Source organism: Stutzerimonas nosocomialis (assembly GCF_005876855.1).
Classification (GTDB): Bacteria; Pseudomonadota; Gammaproteobacteria; order Pseudomonadales; family Pseudomonadaceae; genus Stutzerimonas; species Stutzerimonas nosocomialis.
This window is the reverse complement of record NZ_QLAE01000012.1, coordinates 34,204-51,774: the sequence shown is the minus strand read 5'-3', so window position 1 is coordinate 51,774 and position 17,571 is coordinate 34,204. Positions and strand designations below refer to the sequence as shown.

Sequence of the window (17,571 nt, the reverse complement as noted above, 5' to 3'; positions counted from 1 at the left end):
AACCCAATGCTTCCATTGAACAACGTGAAAATCCTCGATATCTCGCAGATCATGGCCGGCCCGTACTGCACCATGGTGCTGGGCGATCTCGGCGCCGAGGTGATCAAGGTCGAGAAGGCCAACGGCGGCGACGACAGCCGGCAGATGGGCCCCTACGTCAACGGCGAGTCGACCTGCTTCTTCCAGATCAACCGGAACAAGAAGAGCATCTCGCTGAACCTCAAGGACCCGCGCGCCCGCGAGGTGTTCTACCGGCTCGCCGCCGACGCCGACGTGATCGTGGAGAACTACCGGCCGGGCGTGACCCAGTCGCTGGAGATCGACTACGAGACGATCCGCCGGATCAACCCCGGCATCATCTACTGCTCCATCTCCGGCTACGGCCAGACCGGGCCCTACAGCAACAAGGGTGGCTTCGACCTGGTCGCCCAGGGCATGACCGGGCTGATGTCGATGACCGGCGAGCCGGGCAAGCGTCCGCTGAAGACCGGCATCGCGGTGTACGACATCGGCGCCGGCATCACCGCCATCTATTCGATCCTCGCGGCCTACATCCACAAGCAGAACACCGGGGAAGGGCAGCACGTCGACATCGCCATCGCCGAGTGCGGGCTGCCCTGGTTCAGCTGGGAAGCGGCCGCCTATTTCGCCGAGGGAACCGTGCCCAAGCCCACCGGTTCGCGCCATCGGGTGTCGGCACCGTACCAGGCGGTCAAGGCTGCGGACGGCTACATGATGCTCGGCTGCGCGAACCAGAGAACCTGGGAGCGCTTCTGCCGCGACGTGATCGGCCGCGAGGACCTGCTCGCCGACGAGCGCTTCGTCACCAACAGCGACCGCGGGCGCAACGTCGAGGTGCTGGAGACGCTGCTCGAGGAGATCCTGGTGCGGCAGCCCATGAAGCACTGGCTCGAGCGCTGTGACACGGCTGGGGTGCCGGCCGGGCCGATCAATGACTTCGCTCAGGCCATGCACGACGAGCATTACCTGGCGCGGGACATGGTCAAGCAGGTCAGCCATCCGGTGATCGGCGAGATGAAGACGATCGGCTTCCCGACCAAGTTCTCCCGGACCCCCTTGCAGATCCGTTACCCGGCGCCGCTGTTCGCCCAGCACACGGACGAGGTGCTGCAGGGCATCGGCATGAGCGACGACGAGATTCAGAGCCTGCGCAGCGAAGGCTGCGTCCGTTGAATCCGCGTTTTTGCTGATTTTCATTGCATGCAAAACGCAAAAAACAAAAAGAACAAAGAAGGAGAGCCGCCATGTTGAAACTCGATTTCCATCCCTCCGGTCGCCATTTCCTCCAGATCCCCGGCCCGTCGCCGGTGCCGGATCGCATCCTGCGCGCCATGAGCCTGCCGACCATCGACCACCGCGGCCCGGAGTTCGGCGCGCTGGGGCTGGAAGTGCTGCGCAAGGTCCGCGAGGTGTTCAAGACCCAGCAGTCGGTGGTCATCTACCCGGCCTCCGGTACCGGCGCCTGGGAAGCGGCGCTGGTCAACACCCTCTCGCCGGGCGACCGGGTGCTGATGTTCGAGACTGGCCATTTCGCCACCCTGTGGGAAAAGATGGCGCGCCGGCTGGGGCTCGAGCCCGAGTTCCTCGGCCTGCCGGGGTACGAGGGCTGGCGCAACGGGGTGCAGGCCGACATGATCGAGCGGCGCCTGAAGGAGGACAGCAACCACGAGATCAAGGCGGTCTGCGTGGTGCACAACGAAACCTCCACCGGCGTGACCAGCGACATCGCCGCCGTGCGCCGTGCGCTCGACGAGGCGCGGCACCCGGCGCTGCTGCTGGTGGACACCATCTCGGGCCTGGCCTGCGCCGACTACCAGCACGATGGCTGGGGCGTCGACGTGACCATCTCCGGCTCGCAGAAGGGCCTGATGCTGCCGCCGGGCATCAGCTTCAACGCCGTCTCCGCCAAGGCCGTCGAGGCCAGCCGCCGCGCGCAGCTGCCGAAGAGCTTCTGGGCCTGGGACGAGATCCTGGAGATGAACAAGAGCGGCTACTGGCCGTATACCCCCAACACCAACCTGCTGTACGGCCTGAACGAGGCGCTGGACATGCTCCTCGATGAGGGGCTGGAGCAGGTGTTCGCCCGCCACCAGCGCTGGGCGGCCGGCGTGCGCACCGCAGTCGAATGCTGGGGGCTGGAAGTGCAGTGCCAGGACCCGAGCGTCTACTCGCCGGTGCTGACCGGCGTGGTGATGCCCGAGGGCATCGACGCCGACGCCGTTCGCAGCCTGATCTACAAGCGCTTCGACCTGTCGCTGGGCACCGGGCTTGGCAAGGCCAAGGGCAAGATGTTCCGCATCGGCCATTTGGGCGACTGTAACGACCTGACGCTGATCGCCACCCTCGGCGGCTGCGAGGCCGGCCTCAAGCTGTCCGGGGCGAAGCTCCAGGGCAGCGGCGTGCTCGCGGCCCTGGACTATTTCGCGGCGCATCCGCTGGCTACCGCCAGCTGATGTCTTCCCCGACGGCAGAACAGGAGGTCGAGATGACTTCGTTGAGCGGATCAGGTTTACAGACGAGCAAGGTGCCGGCGGCCCGGGTGACCGAGCTGGCGGCGAGACTGCAACGCGAGATCGCCGGGGAGGTGCTGTTCGATGCCGCGTCGCGCGGCCGCTATTCGACCGATGCCTCGATCTACCAGGTGATGCCGGTGGGCGTCGTCATTCCCCGGCACCAGGATGACCTCCAGGTCGCGCTGGACATTGCCCGCGAGGCCCGTGTGCCGCTGCTGGCGCGCGGCGGCGGCACCAGCCAGTGCGGGCAGACCGTGGGCGACGCGCTGGTGGTGGACACCAGCCGCTGGCTGAACCAGGTGGTCGAGTTCGACCTCGAGGCGCGCACCGTGGTGGTCGAGCCGGGCATGGTGCTCGACGACCTCAATCGCTGGCTCAAGCCGCACGGCCTGTGGTTCCCGGTGGACGTTTCGACGTCGGCCCAGTGCACCATCGGCGGCATGGCCGGTAACAACTCCTGCGGCTCGCGCTCGATCCACTACGGCAACATGGTGCACAACGTGCTCGGCATCGAGGCGTTGCTGGCGGACGGCAGCCAGGGCTACTTCGGTTTTCTGCACGAACTGCCGGCGAACGAGCGGATGCGCGAGATCACCCGCCAGGTGCAGCGCATCGCCGAACGCGAGCAGCCGAACATCCAGGAGCATTTCCCCAAGGTGCTGCGACGGGTCGGCGGCTACAACCTCGACCTGTTCGACTGCCAGAACCCGAGGCCCTACGACCCGGACGGGCAGATCAACCTGGCGCACCTGCTGGTCGGCTCCGAGGGCACGCTCGGCGTGACCCGGCGGATCAAGCTGCGGCTCTCGCCGCTGCCGCGTCACAAGGTGCTGGGGGTGGTGAATTTCCCCGGCTTCTACCAGTCGATGGACATGACCCAGCACATCGTCAAACTCGACCCTACCGCGGTCGAGCTGGTAGACCGCACCATGATCGAGCTGTCGCTGGAGAATCCCGCCTTCCGCCCGGTGATCGAGAAGGCCCTGATCGGCCAGCCGGATGCGCTGCTGCTGGTCGAGTTCGCCGGCGAGGACGCCGGTGAGCTGCGTCGGCAGCTGGACCGCCTGAGCGAGCTGATGGCCGACCTCGGGCTGCCGGGCAGCGTGGTCAGCATGATCGAGGGCGCCGAGCAGACGGCGCTGTGGAATGTGCGCAAGGCCGGCCTGAACATCATGATGAGCATGAAGGGCGACGGTAAGCCGGTGTCTTTCATCGAGGACTGCGCGGTGCCGCTGGAGCACCTCGCCGAATATACCGCCAAGCTCACCGAGGTGTTCCACAAGCACGGCACCGAGGGTACCTGGTACGCCCACGCCAGCGTCGGCACCCTGCACGTGCGGCCGATCCTCGACATGCGTCGCGACGGTTCGGACAAGATGCGCGCCATCGCCGAGGAGGCGTCTGAACTGGTGCGCGCGTACAAGGGGGCGTTTTCCGGCGAGCACGGCGATGGCATCTGTCGCGGCGAGTGGGTGGCCTGGCAGTTCGGCCCACAGCTCAACGCCGCGTTCAAGGAGATCAAGCAACTGTTCGACCCGGACAACCTGCTCAACCCCGGCAAGATCGTCGACACGCCGCGAATGGACGATCACAGCTACTTCCGCTTCCCTCGGACCTACCAGCCGATGCCGGTCACGCCGGTGCTGGACTGGTCGGATTGGGACGTGCTGCGTGACCCGTTGACCGGCGAGCAGAGCGCGCCGGGCAGCGCCGGCGACCCCACCGGCGGGCTGATCAAGGCCGTGGAGATGTGCAACAACAATGGCCACTGCCGCAAGTTCGACGCCGGCACCATGTGCCCGAGCTACCGCGCCACGCGCAACGAGCAGCACCTGACCCGCGGGCGCGCCAACACCCTGCGCCTGGCGCTGTCCGGGCAGCTTGGCAGCGAAGGGCTGGCCAGCGAGGACGTGAAGGCAGCACTGGATCTGTGCGTGTCCTGCAAGGGCTGCAAGCGCGAATGTCCGACCGGCGTCGACATGGCGAAGATGAAGATCGAGGCGCGCGCTGCCTGGGCCAGCAGACATGCCATTCCGCTACGCGAACGGCTGATTGCCGAGATGCCGCGCTATGCGCCCTATGCACGCCATCTGGCCGGCGCGGTGGCGGCGGTCGAGCGGGTACCGTTGCTGTCGCGCTGGGTCAAGCGCCGGTTGGGCCTGGCCGACCAGCGCGCGCTGCCGAGCTTCGTTGGCGACTTTCTGGCCGAGGCCAGCGGCACGGAGAGCGCGACGCAGACGCGGGACGTGCTGCTGTTCGTCGACACCTTCAACAACTACATGGAACCGGAAAACGCACGGGCCGCGCGGCGGGTGCTGGAGGCGGCCGGCTATCGGGTGCACTTCAACCAGGCGCCGGGCCAGCGCCCGCTCTGCTGCGGTCGCACCTACCTCGCCTCCGGGCAGGTGGAGAAGGCCAAGGCCGAGGCAAAACGCGCGCTGGACCACCTGCTGCCGTTCGTCGAGCGCGGCGTCGCCATCGTCGGCCTGGAGCCTTCGTGCCTGCTGACCATGCGCGACGAGTTCCTGCGCTACGGCTACGGCGAGCAGGCGGTGGCGCTGTCGAAGGCCTCCTTCCTGTTCGAGGAGTTCCTGCTGCGCGAGCACCAGGCCGGTCACCTGCGGCTCGACCTCAAGCCGCTGGCCGAAACCCGGGCGCTGCTCCACGGGCATTGCCATCAGAAGGCGTTCGACGCGCTGCGCCCAGTGGAGCAGGTGCTGCGCTGGATACCGCAGCTGGAGGTCAGGACGGTCGAGACCTCGTGCTGCGGCATGGCCGGCAGCTTCGGCTACGAGCGCGAGCACTACGAGGCGTCGATGCAGATGGGTGAGCTGGCGCTGCTGCCGGCGGTACGCAAGGCGGAGGCGGATGACCTGGTGGTGGCCGACGGCACCAGCTGCCGACACCAGATCCACGACGGGGCCCAGAGAACAGCGTTGCACGTGGCGAGGGTGCTGGAGCGGGCGCTGGCCTGAGGCGGGGCTTGGGTGCCGTCCCGTTCGCGGTCAGGACTGCGTCCGCGGGGCAGACGGCATCGGGCCACTTTCTCCCTCCGGAAGAAGGTGGCCCGCCGGGCCTGATGAGGGTACGCAGCTTCCCCGTCCGGCTTCTACAGGGCGTTCGAAGGCCTCAGCTTTCGTAGTCTTCCCAGCCGCCCATCTCCTTCCACCGGTTGACGATGCCGCAGAACAGCTCGGCGGTCTTTTCGGTGTCGTAGCGGGCCGAGTGCGCCTCGCGGCCATCGAAGTCGATGCCGGCCGCCTGGCAGGCCTTGGCGAGTACCGTCTGCCCGTAGGCGAGGCCTGCCAGGGTGGCGGTATCGAAGCTGGAGAAGGGGTGGAAGGGGTTGCGCTTGATGTCGCAGCGGGCAATCGCGGCGTTCAGGAAGCCCAGGTCGAAGCTGCTGTTGTGGCCGACCAGGATGGCGCGCTTGCAGCCGTTGGCCTTGAGCGACTTGCGCACGCTGCGGAAGATCTCGCCCAGCGCGTGGGACTCGGCAACCGCCATGCGCAGCGGATGGTCGAGCTTGATGCCGGTGAATTCCAGCGCAGCGGCTTCGATGTTGGCGCCGGCGAACGGCTCGACACGAAAGAAGTGGGTGTGCTCGGGAAACAGCAGGCCCTGCTCGTCCATGCCGATGGTGACGGCGGCGATTTCCAGCAAGGCATCGGTGGTGCAGTTGAACCCGCCGCACTCGACGTCGACGACGACCGGCAGATAGCCCCGGAAGCGCCGTGCCATCGGGTGGCGCGTGTCGTTGGAAAGATTGCCGTCCAGCTCGTCCTCGAACTGATCTTCGCTCATGCGCCGGTCTCCAGTCGCCATTGCAGGGATTCGCCTGCCCGCAAGGGCACCAGTTGTCGATCGCCGAACGGCAGCTGGGCCGGTACCGTCCAGCTTTCGCGCACCAGCGTGATCTGCTCGGTGTTGCGCGGCAGTCCGTAGAAATCGGCGCCGAAGTGGCTGGCGAAGGGCTCCAGCCGGTCGAGCGCGCCGCGTTGTTCGAACGCCTCGGCATACAGCTCGATGGCGGCGAAGGCGGTGTAGCAGCCTGCACAACCGCAGGCCGATTCCTTGGCGTGCTGGGCGTGGGGCGCCGAGTCCGTGCCGAGGAAGAATTTGGCGTTGCCGCTGGTGGCGGCGTCGAGCAGTGCTTCCTGGTGGGTGTTTCGCTTGAGGATCGGCAGGCAGTAGAAGTGCGGCCGGATCCCGCCCACCAGCATGTGGTTGCGGTTGTAGAGCAGGTGGTGCGCGGTGATGGTGGCGCCCACGGTGGCCGGAGCGGCCTCGACGAACTGCACCGCATCGCGGGTGGTGATGTGTTCGAACACCACCTTGAGCGTCGGGAAACGCTCGACGACACGGGTCAGGTGCTCGTCGATGAAATGTTTCTCCCGATCGAAGACGTCGATCTCCGGGCGGGTAACCTCGCCGTGTACCAGCAGCGGCAGGCCGACTTCGGCCATCACCTCGAGCACCGCGAAGATGTTGTCGATGCGGGTCACGCCCGAGGCGGAGTTGGTCGTGGCCCCGGCCGGATAGAGCTTGGCGGCGTGGACGAAACCCGATGCCTTGGCCTGGCGGACGTCTTCCGGACGCGTGGCGTCGGTGAGGTAGAGCACCATCAGCGGGTCGAAGCGGCTTCCGGCGGGCCGGGCGGCGAGGATGCGCTGGCGATAGGCGTCCGCCTCGTCGGCGTTGCGTACCGGGGGAACCAGGTTGGGCATGATGATCGCCCGGGCGAACTGGCGGGAGGCGTCGGCGACGGTATGGGACAGCGCTTCGCCGTCGCGCAGGTGGATGTGCCAGTCATCGGGGCGCAGCAGGGTGAGTCGATCGGACATGCAGACTTCCAGGCGGGTCGAACGTGCGGGAATGCTACCGGAAAAGCCATGCGGCGGCACGCCGCGTTAACCGGCGATACGGGGGCCATGTCGCGCTCCGGCGGCACGCGGGAGCGGCGGTGCAGGCCGCAAGGGACGCGCAAGTCCGGGCCGGCGCTCAAGTTTTATCGCCCCTCACCGATACCTCCAGATGAATACATCCTCTGCGGAGCCCGCTGTGCGCCTGCGTTCTCTTGTCCTCTTCAGCCTGCTGGCCGTCCAGCCGGTCCATGCCATCACTTTCCAGACGCGTCTGGAAAAGGTGGAGTGGCAGGTCGAAGGCGATCAGTTCGAATGCCGCCTGGCTCAGCCGATCGCCGGCTTCGGTGCCGGCGAGTTCGTGCGGCGCGCCGGCGAGCAGGCGATTTTCCGCCTCAAGGCCAACGACCGCTGGCTGGCCAACGGCTCGGCGACACTGCTCGCGGCGGCCGCGCCCTGGCAGCCGGCGCGCGGCGACATCAATCTGGGCGTGGTGTCGGTAGGGCCGGGGGAGATCCCCTTCAACAGTACCCAGTTGCAGGCAGGTCGCTTGCTGACGGGCCTGCTCGAGGGGCGCAGCCCGGTGGTGCGCCATCGCACCCTGCACGGTGGCGATGCCCTGGAAGTGCGTCTGCTGCCGGCGCGGTTCGCCAAGGCCTACGAGGATTATCAGGCCTGTACCGCGAAACTGCTGCCGGTGAATTTCGACCAGATCAAGCAGAGCAACATCGCCTTCACCAACAATGCGGTCGAGCTCGACGATGTCGGTCGCGCGAAGCTGGACATCATCCTCCAGTTCATCAAGGCCGACCCCGGCATCAAGCACATCCAGCTCGACGGCCACTCCGACAACAGCGGCAATCGACTGGCCAACCGCGACCTGTCGCGCCGGCGCGCGTTGGCGGTCAGGGAGTACCTGCTGGCCAACGGCATCGGCGAGGACCAGGTGACCCTGCGCTTTCACGGCGAGCGCTATCCGCTGGTGCCGAACAACAACGCGGCCAACCGCGGCAAGAATCGCCGGGTGACGCTGCAATTGCTGCGGCACGCGCCTGTCCCCGAGACCGCGGCCGCCGTCCCACCGGCCGGGGCGCCACTTTCCTGATTCCCTCCGCCCCCTGTAAAAGCGCCGTCGCGACCAGTAGAATCGCGCTTTTCCGCACAACCCCGGGAGTGGATGGCGATGGCCGATGTAAAGAAGGTGGTCCTGGCGTATTCCGGTGGCCTGGACACTTCGGTGATCCTCAAGTGGCTGCAGGATACCTACAACTGTGAGGTGGTGACCTTCACCGCCGACCTCGGCCAGGGCGAGGAAGTCGAGCCGGCACGCGCCAAGGCTCAGGCCATGGGCGTCAAGGAAATCTACATCGACGACCTGCGCGAAGAGTTCGTCCGTGATTTCGTCTTCCCGATGTTCCGCGCCAACACCGTCTACGAAGGCGAGTACCTGCTGGGCACCTCCATTGCCCGTCCGCTGATCGCCAAGCGCCTGATCGAGATCGCCAACGAGACCGGCGCCGACGCCATCTCCCACGGCGCCACCGGCAAGGGCAACGACCAGGTGCGTTTCGAGCTGGGTGCCTATGCCCTCAAGCCGGGCGTGAAGGTGATCGCCCCCTGGCGTGAATGGGACCTGCTCTCGCGCGAGAAGCTGATGGACTATGCCGAGAAGCACGCCATCCCGATCGAGCGCCACGGCAAGAAGAAGTCGCCGTATTCCATGGACGCCAACCTGCTGCACATCTCCTACGAGGGCGGCGTGCTGGAAGACACCTGGACCGAGCACGAAGAGGACATGTGGCGCTGGACCAAGTCCCCGGAAAACGCACCGGACACCCCGACCTATATCGAGCTGACCTACAAGGCCGGTGACATCGTTGCCATCGACGGCAAGGAGATGACCCCCGCCCAGGTACTGGCCGAGCTGAACCGCATCGGCGGCGAGAATGGCATCGGCCGTCTGGACATCGTCGAGAACCGCTACGTCGGCATGAAGTCGCGCGGCTGCTACGAGACCCCCGGCGGCACCATCATGCTCAAGGCCCACCGCGCCATCGAGTCGATCACCCTCGACCGCGAAGTGGCTCACCTCAAGGACGAGCTGATGCCCAAGTACGCCAGCCTGATCTACACCGGCTACTGGTGGAGCCCGGAGCGCCTGATGCTGCAGCAGATGATCGACGCTTCCCAGGCCAGCGTGAACGGCGTGGTGCGCCTGAAACTCTACAAGGGCAACGTGATCGTGGTCGGCCGCAAGTCGGACGATTCGCTGTTCGACGCCAACATCGCCACCTTCGAGGACGATGCCGGCGCCTACGATCAGGCCGATGCGGCGGGCTTCATCAAGCTCAACGCGCTGCGCATGCGCATCGCCGCCGGCAAGGGGCGCAAGCTGTACTGATGCCCTGAAGGGCGAGGCCCGGGCCGCGGCGAAGAGAGCCAGGCGAGCGGTGCCTTGCCCCGATCCTCTGCGCGAAGGCAGAGGAACGCACAAAACCCCGGTCGAAGAGCCGGGGTTCGTTTTTCAGCCGTGAGGAGAAGACCTATGAGATTGCTGCATACGATGTTCCGCGTCGGCGACATGGAGCGCTCCATCGCGTTCTACACCGAAGTGCTCGGCATGACCCTGCTGCGGCGCAAGGACTATCCGGAGGGCAAGTTCACGCTCGCCTTCGTCGGCTACGGCGACGAGGCGCACAACAGCGTGATCGAGCTGACCCATAACTGGGGCGTGGAAAGCTACGAGCTGGGCACCGGTTACGGCCACATCGCGCTCGAGGTGGAGGACGTCTACAAGGCCTGCGAGGATATCCGCTCGCGGGGCGGCAAGATCACCCGGGAGCCGGGGCCGATGATGCACGGCACCAGTATCCTGGCGTTCGTCGAGGATCCGGACGGGTACAAGATCGAGCTGCTGTCGCCCAAGCGGGCGGACTGATACGGCCGCGAGACAGGAAAGCCCCCTCGTGGGGCTTTCTTTCGTTCAGATGTCGAAGTCGAAGTCGTTCAGCTGCTTTTGCAGGCGACGCTCTTCGAGCAGGTTGTCGATGATCCGACGCTTGGTCAGGTTGGTCTTCGCCACTTCGACAGGGGCTTCGGCGACGTCGTCTTCGTCTTCGGCGACGAAATCGTCTTCGATCTCGATTTCTTCTTTATCGGCCACGGTGTTCTCACTCCACTACTGCGGGGGCGCTGTTGGCGCACCTTATAGCGGCATTCCCGAAGGCGGTAAAAAAGATTTTTTCAATCGCGGGTGCTGAAAAGTCCCGACTCGCTCAATCGTCCGACGTCTTGTGCTTGTACTCGCACAGGTCCTCGATCAGGCAGCTGCCACACTGCGGCCGGCGTGCCTTGCAGACGTAGCGGCCATGCAGGATCAACCAGTGGTGGGCGTCGAGCAGATAGTCCTTGGGGACGAACTTGATCAGCTTGCGCTCCACCTCGAGCACGTTCTTCCCCGGGGCGATGTTGGTGCGGTTGGCGACGCGGAAGATGTGGGTATCGACCGCCATGGTGAACTGGCGAAAGGCGGTATTGAGCACCACGTTCGCCGTCTTGCGACCGACGCCGGGCAGGGCTTCGAGGTCCTCGCGGTTGTCGGGTACCTGGCTGCCGTGCTTCTCGATCAGGATCCGGCAGGTTTCCAGCACGTTCTTCGCCTTGCTCGGGTACAGACCGATGGTCTTGATGTACTCGCACAGGCCGTCGTAGCCGAGCGCATAGATCGCCTCGGGTGTGTTGGCCACGGGATAGAGCCGGGCGGTCGCCTTGTTGACCCCGACGTCGGTGGCCTGGGCGGAGAGGATCACGGCGATCAGCAGTTCGAACGGCGTGCTGTAGGCCAGCTCGGTCTTGGGTTCGGGGTTTTCCCGGTGGAAGCGGCGGAAGATTTCCAGGCGTTTGGCGGCGTTCATTGACTTCAGCTCCAAGCTTCAAGCGGCAGGCCGCAAGCAGTCCGTTGGGGTGTTCGACGTGCGTGCATCTGCCTCACTCGATCACGCCGGTGACGCGGACGCGGCGGCTGGCCGACGGGCTCTGTTGCGCGGCGGGTCGGGCGCGCTCGGCCAGGTGATGGTCGATGCGGTTCTTCAGTGCGATCAGCAGGCCGAGGACGATGAATGCGCCCGGCGGCAGGATCGCCAGCAGAAAGCCTTCGTGATTCTCCACCAGGGTGAGCTTCCAGCCCGTGGCCACGGGGCCGAACAGCAGGTGCATGTTGGCCAGCACCGCGCCGGTGCCGATCAGCTCCCGCAGGCTGCCGAGCACCACCAGCACCGCGCAGAAGCCCAGGCCCATCATCACGCCGTCGTAGGCCGCGACGAGGGGGTTGTGGCGCGAGGCGAAGCCGTCGGCTCGACCGAGGATCACGCAGTTGGTGGTGATCAGCGGGATGAAGATGCCGAGGATCTGGTACAGCTCGTAGGTGAAGGCCTGCATCAGCAATTCGATGCAGGTGGTCAGCGCCGCGATGATCATCACGAACGCCGGCAGGCGCACGGCGGTGTTCACCACGCCGCGTACCAGCGAGACGGCAACGTTCGAGCAGGTCAGCACCAGCAGGGTCGCAAGGCCCAGGCCCAGCGCGTTGACGGCCGAGTTGCTGACGCCCAGCAGGGGGCAGAGGCCCAGCAGCTGCACCAGCGCCGGGTTGTTGCGCCACAGGCCGTTGAGGCTCAGTTCGCGAAGGTTCGGGGTGCTCATCGGGACGCTCCGTCCTGCGGGTGGGATTCGCCGGCCGGCACCTGATCGCGCGCCGCATCGCTGCCGGCCCTGGCGTGGGTCGCGGGGTCCCTGGCTGCTTCGGGCCGCTCCAGCGCGCCTTCCGGGGCTGGCTGCAGGGCGTCGGTGGCGAACAGGGCCTCGCGGTTGGCATCGAAATACTGCAGCGCGCCATGCACCGCCTTGACCACCGCCCGGGGCGTGATGGTGGCGCCGACGAACTGGTCGAAGGCGCCGCGGTCGCGCTTGACCCCCCAGCGTGACGGCTCGGGGTCCTGCAGCGACTTGCCGGTGAATCCCAGAATCCAGTCGCTCTTGCCGGTTTCGATGCGATCGCCGAGGCCGGGCGTCTCGCGGTGGCTGACCACGCGTACGCCGGCGAGCCGGCCGTCGGCCTCGATGCCGACCAGCAGGTGGATGGCCCCGCTGTAGCCGTCCGGCGCGAGGACCTGCAGGATCACCGCGCTCGGAACGCCCTGGCGCATGGCGATATAGGCCGGCAGCGGGGTGTCGTAGCCCAGTAGGGGATGTTGCACGTCGCGGGTGCTGTCGAGCAGCAGGTTGTCGTGGCTGTCCGCGGGCAGGATCTCTTCCAGGACGCGAAACTGCGCGGCGCGCTCGGCCTGGTGGATGCGTTCGGCGGTCGCCTGGCGCAGCAGGCTGACGCCGCCTACCGTGACGACCGCGAAGAGCGCCAGGACCCCAGCATTGCGCAGCATCGAGCGGCTGATTTCCGGCAGCGCCATGGCTAGTCCTCCGTCTTCAGGCCGCGCACCGGCTTGGCATGGCCATAGGTGCGGGGACGGGTGTAGTAGTCGATGGTGGGCGCGGCGAGGTTCATCAGCAGCACCGCGAAGGCGACGCCGTCGGGATAGCCGCCCCAGGCGCGAATCACATAGACCAGCACGCCGACGCCGATGCCGAAGACGAGCCGGCCACGGTTGCTGGTGGCTCCGCTGACCGGGTCGGTGACGATGAAAAAGGCGCCGAGCATGGTTGCGCCACTGAGCAGGTGAAACAGCGGCGAGCCATTCGAATCGGAGCCCGAACCGTTCCAGAACACCAGGCTCATGACGAACAGGGCGGCGAGCATGCCCACCGGCGCGTGCCAGCTGAAGAGGCGCCTGTGCAGCAGGAACAGCCCGCCGGCGAGAAACGCGAGGTTCACCACTTCCGAGCCGATGCCGCCGAAATGGCCGAACGCAGGCCCTTGCCAGAGTTCGTCGACCGTCAGGCTCTGGTTGTTCTTCAGGACATCCAGCGCGGTGGCCTGGGTCCAGGCGTCGGGTGCCGCCACCAGGCCAAGGATCTGCTGCAGGCCCGCGCCCAGGGACACCGCATGGGCGACCGGCCAGGTGGTCATCTGCAGGGGAAACGAGACCAGCACCACCACGTAGCCGACCATCGCCGGGTTGAACGGATTCTGCCCCAGGCCGCCGTAGAGCTGCTTGCCGAGCACGATGCCGCTGGCCACCGCGATCAGCGTCAGCCACCAGGGCGCGTAGGGCGGCAACGCAAGGGCCAGGAGCACCGCGGTGACCAGGGCGCTGCCGTCGCGCAGGAAGAAACCCACCGGGCGCTGGCGCATCCGCAGGATCAGGGCTTCGATGGCCAGCGCGGCGCCGCTGGCCCAGAGCAGGTTGATCAGGGTGCCGGCGCCGTACAGCCAGGTCAGCACGAGCACCCCCGGCAAGGTCGCGGCCAGCACCGTCAGCATGACCTGCTGGGTGCGGTTGCCGCCCTTGGCATGGGGCGAGGTGGGGCGGGGCAGGGCCATCGGCTCTCCGGTTCGAATGGTCAGTGGGCGGTCAGGGCGCCGCGTTCACGAAGGTATTCACGGCTGCGATCGGGGCGGGCGCTCGGCCAGCCGACGCTCCGCTTCGGCCAGGCGCGTGCGGGCCGCGTCAAGGGCCTCGGCAGCGGCGGTGTCATCACGCTCAAGCTTTCGCAGGTCCGCCCGCGCGTAGGCCAGCTCGGTTTTCAGGGCGCGGGTATCCGCGTCGATGGGGCGCTTGTCGATGCGGATCAGCTCGGGGGCCGGGCGCTGCGACTGTTCCTCGGCGGCATGCAGCGTCCGTTCGGCTTCGGCGAGCTGCTCGCGCAGGGACTGCAGCTGGGTTTCCTCGGCACCGGCCGTTTCGGCTTTCTTCAGCGCGGCTCGGCGCATGGCCAGTTCGATCTTGGCTTTCTTCAGCGGATCGCCAGCGGCGGGCGTCGCGGCGCTTTCGCCGGGCTGAAGCTCGGCCAGTTTCCGCTCTGCGGACTGCAGTGCAGCGCGCAAGTGCTCAAGCTCGCGCTCCTGGTCGGCGTCGGGCGGGTCGAGCGTTTCCAGCTTGCGCAACTGCGCGCGCAGCATGGCCGCCTCGATCTTGAGTGTGTTCAGCGCCGGGCCGTCCGTGGGGGCGGGTCGCTCCTGTGGCGGCTGTTCGGCCAGGGCGCGCTCCAGCGCTGCCTGGGCAGCGTCGGCGGCGTGGCGCAGTTCCTCGACCTGACGCTCGAGTTCGGGCGAGGCATGGCTTGCCAGTTGCTTCTGCGCCTTCTTCAGCGCCACCTGGGCCATGCTGGCTTCGATCTTCAGCTTCTTCTGGGTGTCGGACAGCGTGCTGGCCTTCTGCGCCTGCACCCGGGCCAACGGGTCGTCCTGGACAGGCACCGAACGGGTTTCGGCGTCGACCGCCTGGGTCCGCAGCCGTTTCTCGGCACGCGCCTGGCGCTCGGCCTCCTTCTGCTCATCGGCGCGGCGCAGGCGTTCCTGGCGTTGCTCGAAACGCATCCGCGATTGCTCGGCCTTGTGCTGGCGCAGCTCGATCTCGCGGATGTCCGCCTTCGCGGCCCGGTAGGACTGCACCAGCGGCAGATTCGACGGGCAGACGTAGGCGCAGGCGCCACATTCGATGCAGTCGAACAGGTTGTGCGCCCTGAGTTGGGGGTGGTCTTCGCCCAGCGCGAAAAAGTGCAGCTGCTGGGGCAGCAGGCTCGCCGGGCAGACCTCTGCGCAATCGCCGCAACGGATGCAGGGCAGCGCGGGGGCGGGTGGCGGGAGTTCGGCCGCGGTGCCGGCGAGCAGGCAATTGGTGGTCTTGATCAGCGGCACGTCGCGAGACGGCAGCGCGAAGCCCATCAGCGGCCCGCCCATCAGCAGGCGCTGCAGACGGCTGTCGCGCAAGCCGGCGAAGGCCAGCAGTTCGGCGACCGGCGTGCCGATCAGGGCCTCGACGTTCATGGGGCGCTCGAGCGCTTCGCCCGTCAGGGTGGTGATCCGCGAGATCAGCGGTCGCCCCAGCACGATGGCGTCGTGGATCGCCACGCAGGTGCCGACGTTCTGGCAGAGCACGCCAAGGTCCATCGGCAGGCCGCCGGAGGGCACTTCGAGGCCGGTGAGAATCTGGATCAGCTGCTTTTCACCGCCCGACGGATAGCGGGTCGGGATGACCCGCACGGTGAATGGCCGCTCGCCGATGGCGGCTTGCAGCGCCGCGATGGCTTCGGGCTTGTTGTCCTCGATGCCGATCAGCACCTCGTCGGGGTCGAGCAGATGGACGAGGATTTCAATGCCCCGTACCAGTGCCACCGGTTTCTCCCGCATCAGCAGGTCGTCGGCGGTGATGTAGGGCTCGCATTCGGCGCCGTTGATGACCAGGGTGCGGACTTTCTGCCGCGGCGCTGCGGCGAGCTTGGCCGCGGTCGGAAAGCCCGCGCCACCCAGCCCGCTGATGCCTGCTTCGCGGATGCGCTCGAGCAGGGCGTCGGCGGGCTCGCGGCGAAAATCATCGCAGGGCTCCAGCGCTGTCCACCGTTCCTGCCCGTCGGTTTCGATCACGATGGCCGGTGCCGGCAGCCCGGAGACATGCGGATAGGGCTGCGGACCGATGGCGGTCACCACGCCGGAGCTCGGCGCGTGCAGGGCGACGCCCAGCGCGCCGCTGGCCAGGCCGATCTTCTGGCCCTTGAGGACCCGCTCACCGACCGCCACGCAGGGTTCGGCCGGTTCGCCGACGGACTGGCCGAGGGGTACGTACAGGACACGCGGCAGCGGCATCGGCTGGATCGGGGTGCGATTGGACAGTGTCTTGCATTCCGGCGGATGAATGCCGCCGGGAAAATCCCACAGCCGTGCTTCGCTCATGCGGCGCGCTCCCGGTCGCTGGCGATCAGCCGGCCCGGCGCCGGCGGGTGGTCCCAGCTCCATTGCCGCAGGCCGCCGGGCACCTCGACCATGTCGATGCAATCGACCGGGCAGGGCTCCACGCACAGGTCGCAGCCGGTGCACTCGGACACGATCACCGTGTGCATCAGCTTGGCGGCGCCGACGATGGCGTCCACCGGGCAGGCCTTGATGCATTTGGTGCAGCCGATGCATTCGGCCTCGCGGATGTAGGCCACCATCGGCGGCTTTTCCCCGCCTTCGGCGTCGAGCGGTTCGGCATCCAGGTCCAGCAGGTCGGCCAGCGCCTGAATGGTCGACTCGCCACCCGGTGGGCACTTGTTGATCTTGTCCCCGGCGGCGATGGCCTGGGCGTATGGCTTGCAGCCGGGATAGCCGCACTGGCCGCACTGGGTCTGCGGCAGCAGGGCGTTGATCCGTTCGGCGACCGGGTCACCCTCGACCCTGAAACGCACCGCGGCAAAGCCGAGGATCGCGCCACACACCAGGCACAGCGCCGCCAGCACCAGCACGGCCACCAGCACCAGGGTCATGGCTTGATCAACCCGCTGAAGCCCATGAACGCGAGCGACATCAGGCCGGCGGTGATCATGCCGATGGCGGCGCTCTGGAAGGCCTGGGGCACATCGGCGATGGCGATCCGCTCGCGCAGGGCGGCGAACAGCACCAGCACCAGGGAAAAGCCCAGTCCCGCCGCGAAGCCGGTTGCCGTCGCCGTCAGGAAGTTGAGCTCCTGGCGATGGGCGTTGAGCAGCGCGACCCCGAGCACGATGCAGTTGGTGGTGATCAGCGGCAGGAAGATGCCCAGCACGCGATAGAGCAGCGGGCTGGTCTTGTTCACCAGCATTTCGGTGAACTGCACCACCACGGCGATGATCAGGATGAAGCCGATGGTGCGCAGGTATTCCAGATCGAGCGGTGCGAGCACGTAGCGCTGCACCAGATAGCTGCACATCGCCGCGAGCGTGAGCACGAAGGTGGTGGCCAGGGACAGGCCGATGGCGGCCTCGATCTTTTTCGACACGCCCATGAAGGGGCACAGGCCGAGGAACTGGACCAGGACGAAATTGTTGACCAGTATGGCGCTAACCATGATCAGGGCGAGTTCGGTCATCGGGTCCGTCGCCGGGGCGCGTTGGGAAAAAAGGGCGCCTATTATCGGGAAGCCGGGTAGGGCATACAACCGTGGCGGTTGCCGCAGCGCCCGACGGCGACAGGCCGGGCGCCCGCGCCACCCATGTAACACGTTGATACGAACCCGCGACCGCAGCCTGCGGCAAGTGGCCGATCA

General features: G+C 66.9%; 16 protein-coding genes. 6 read left to right on the top strand and 10 right to left on the bottom strand.

Annotated features, from left to right (window positions below; all coding sequences use genetic code 11):
• The first annotated feature begins 6 nt into the window (after positions 1-6).
• The 3 genes from DN824_RS09760 to DN824_RS09750 all read left to right on the top strand — a co-directional run bounded on the left by DN824_RS09760 (position 7) and on the right by DN824_RS09750 (position 5,509).
• Positions 7-1,194: a CaiB/BaiF CoA transferase family protein gene (locus tag DN824_RS09760; RefSeq protein WP_138408210.1), complete on the top strand. Its 1,188-nt coding sequence runs from the start codon at positions 7-9 to the stop codon at positions 1,192-1,194.
• Positions 1,195-1,265: 71 nt separating this feature from the next.
• Positions 1,266-2,474, top strand: coding sequence for a pyridoxal-phosphate-dependent aminotransferase family protein (locus tag DN824_RS09755; RefSeq protein WP_138408209.1), 1,209 nt, complete (start codon positions 1,266-1,268; stop codon positions 2,472-2,474).
• A gap of 32 nt (positions 2,475-2,506) precedes the next feature.
• Positions 2,507-5,509 (top strand): FAD-binding and (Fe-S)-binding domain-containing protein, encoded by a 3,003-nt coding sequence (locus DN824_RS09750; protein ID WP_138408208.1) that lies wholly within the window; start codon positions 2,507-2,509, stop codon positions 5,507-5,509.
• Positions 5,510-5,663: 154 nt separating this feature from the next.
• On the opposite strand, the gene rnt is transcribed toward DN824_RS09750, so the two are convergent.
• Positions 5,664-6,338, bottom strand: coding sequence for a ribonuclease T (gene rnt, locus DN824_RS09745; RefSeq protein WP_138408207.1), 675 nt, complete (start codon positions 6,336-6,338; stop codon positions 5,664-5,666).
• Entirely contained in the window at positions 6,335-7,378 is a 1,044-nt protein-coding gene (gene pyrC / locus DN824_RS09740) for a dihydroorotase (protein WP_138408206.1), read from the bottom strand. Before pyrC ends, rnt begins: the two co-directional genes overlap by 4 nt.
• Before the next feature lie 217 nt (positions 7,379-7,595).
• Between pyrC and DN824_RS09735 the strand changes: the two genes are divergently transcribed.
• The 3 genes from DN824_RS09735 to gloA all read left to right on the top strand — a co-directional run bounded on the left by DN824_RS09735 (position 7,596) and on the right by gloA (position 10,334).
• Positions 7,596-8,501 carry a flagellar protein MotY gene (locus tag DN824_RS09735; protein WP_138408288.1) on the top strand — a complete coding sequence of 302 codons (906 nt, stop codon included), beginning with the start codon at positions 7,596-7,598 and terminating at the stop codon, positions 8,499-8,501.
• 78 nt (positions 8,502-8,579) lie between these two features.
• Positions 8,580-9,797, top strand: coding sequence for an argininosuccinate synthase (locus DN824_RS09730; RefSeq protein ID WP_138408205.1), 1,218 nt, complete (start codon positions 8,580-8,582; stop codon positions 9,795-9,797).
• A gap of 144 nt (positions 9,798-9,941) precedes the next feature.
• A complete protein-coding gene (gene gloA / locus DN824_RS09725; RefSeq protein ID WP_138408204.1) occupies positions 9,942-10,334 on the top strand; it encodes a lactoylglutathione lyase in 393 nt (130 codons plus the stop codon).
• A gap of 45 nt (positions 10,335-10,379) precedes the next feature.
• Here the strand turns inward: gloA and DN824_RS09720 are convergent, their stop codons facing one another.
• From DN824_RS09720 to rsxA, 8 genes are all read right to left on the bottom strand, one after another.
• The gene (locus tag DN824_RS09720) at positions 10,380-10,559 is read right to left on the bottom strand and encodes a PA3496 family putative envelope integrity protein (protein WP_138408203.1); all 180 of its coding nucleotides are present in this window, start codon (positions 10,557-10,559) and stop codon (positions 10,380-10,382) included.
• A gap of 112 nt (positions 10,560-10,671) precedes the next feature.
• Positions 10,672-11,310, bottom strand: coding sequence for an endonuclease III (gene nth / locus DN824_RS09715; RefSeq protein WP_138408202.1), 639 nt, complete (start codon positions 11,308-11,310; stop codon positions 10,672-10,674).
• A 73-nt stretch (positions 11,311-11,383) separates the two neighbouring features.
• A complete protein-coding gene (locus DN824_RS09710) occupies positions 11,384-12,097 on the bottom strand; it encodes an electron transport complex subunit E (protein ID WP_138408201.1) in 714 nt (237 codons plus the stop codon).
• Positions 12,094-12,861: an electron transport complex subunit RsxG gene (gene rsxG / locus DN824_RS09705; protein WP_138408200.1), complete on the bottom strand. Its 768-nt coding sequence runs from the start codon at positions 12,859-12,861 to the stop codon at positions 12,094-12,096. Before rsxG ends, DN824_RS09710 begins: the two co-directional genes overlap by 4 nt.
• A 2-nt stretch (positions 12,862-12,863) precedes the next feature.
• Positions 12,864-13,892 carry an RnfABCDGE type electron transport complex subunit D gene (locus tag DN824_RS09700; protein ID WP_138408199.1) on the bottom strand — a complete coding sequence of 343 codons (1,029 nt, stop codon included), beginning with the start codon at positions 13,890-13,892 and terminating at the stop codon, positions 12,864-12,866.
• A 57-nt stretch (positions 13,893-13,949) separates the two neighbouring features.
• Positions 13,950-16,241, bottom strand: a complete 2,292-nt coding sequence (gene rsxC / locus DN824_RS09695; RefSeq protein WP_138408198.1) for an electron transport complex subunit RsxC — start codon at positions 16,239-16,241, stop codon at positions 13,950-13,952.
• The gene (rsxB, locus tag DN824_RS09690; RefSeq protein WP_138408197.1) at positions 16,238-16,813 is read right to left on the bottom strand and encodes an electron transport complex subunit RsxB; all 576 of its coding nucleotides are present in this window, start codon (positions 16,811-16,813) and stop codon (positions 16,238-16,240) included. Before rsxB ends, rsxC begins: the two co-directional genes overlap by 4 nt.
• Positions 16,810-17,394, bottom strand: a complete 585-nt coding sequence (gene rsxA / locus DN824_RS09685; RefSeq protein WP_138408196.1) for an electron transport complex subunit RsxA — start codon at positions 17,392-17,394, stop codon at positions 16,810-16,812. Before rsxA ends, rsxB begins: the two co-directional genes overlap by 4 nt.
• Between the last annotated feature and the right edge of the window lie 177 nt (positions 17,395-17,571).

What these genes read in the sequence shown, in the direction of transcription:
- DN824_RS09755 (WP_138408209.1), top strand. Translation starts at nt 1,266, where the DNA reads ATGTTGAAACTCGATTTCCATCCCTCCGGTCGCCATTTCCTCCAGATC.
- rsxC (WP_138408198.1), bottom strand. Translation starts at nt 16,241, where the DNA reads ATGAGCGAAGCACGGCTGTGGGATTTTCCCGGCGGCATTCATCCGCCG.
- rsxA (WP_138408196.1), bottom strand. Translation starts at nt 17,394, where the DNA reads ATGACCGAACTCGCCCTGATCATGGTTAGCGCCATACTGGTCAACAAT.
- DN824_RS09760 (WP_138408210.1), top strand. Translation starts at nt 7, where the DNA reads ATGCTTCCATTGAACAACGTGAAAATCCTCGATATCTCGCAGATCATG.
- rsxG (WP_138408200.1), bottom strand. Translation starts at nt 12,861, where the DNA reads ATGGCGCTGCCGGAAATCAGCCGCTCGATGCTGCGCAATGCTGGGGTC.
- gloA (WP_138408204.1), top strand. Translation starts at nt 9,942, where the DNA reads ATGAGATTGCTGCATACGATGTTCCGCGTCGGCGACATGGAGCGCTCC.
- DN824_RS09710 (WP_138408201.1), bottom strand. Translation starts at nt 12,097, where the DNA reads ATGAGCACCCCGAACCTTCGCGAACTGAGCCTCAACGGCCTGTGGCGC.
- DN824_RS09730 (WP_138408205.1), top strand. Translation starts at nt 8,580, where the DNA reads ATGGCCGATGTAAAGAAGGTGGTCCTGGCGTATTCCGGTGGCCTGGAC.
- DN824_RS09700 (WP_138408199.1), bottom strand. Translation starts at nt 13,892, where the DNA reads ATGGCCCTGCCCCGCCCCACCTCGCCCCATGCCAAGGGCGGCAACCGC.
- rsxB (WP_138408197.1), bottom strand. Translation starts at nt 16,813, where the DNA reads ATGACCCTGGTGCTGGTGGCCGTGCTGGTGCTGGCGGCGCTGTGCCTG.
- pyrC (WP_138408206.1), bottom strand. Translation starts at nt 7,378, where the DNA reads ATGTCCGATCGACTCACCCTGCTGCGCCCCGATGACTGGCACATCCAC.
- rnt (WP_138408207.1), bottom strand. Translation starts at nt 6,338, where the DNA reads ATGAGCGAAGATCAGTTCGAGGACGAGCTGGACGGCAATCTTTCCAAC.
- nth (WP_138408202.1), bottom strand. Translation starts at nt 11,310, where the DNA reads ATGAACGCCGCCAAACGCCTGGAAATCTTCCGCCGCTTCCACCGGGAA.
- DN824_RS09750 (WP_138408208.1), top strand. Translation starts at nt 2,507, where the DNA reads ATGACTTCGTTGAGCGGATCAGGTTTACAGACGAGCAAGGTGCCGGCG.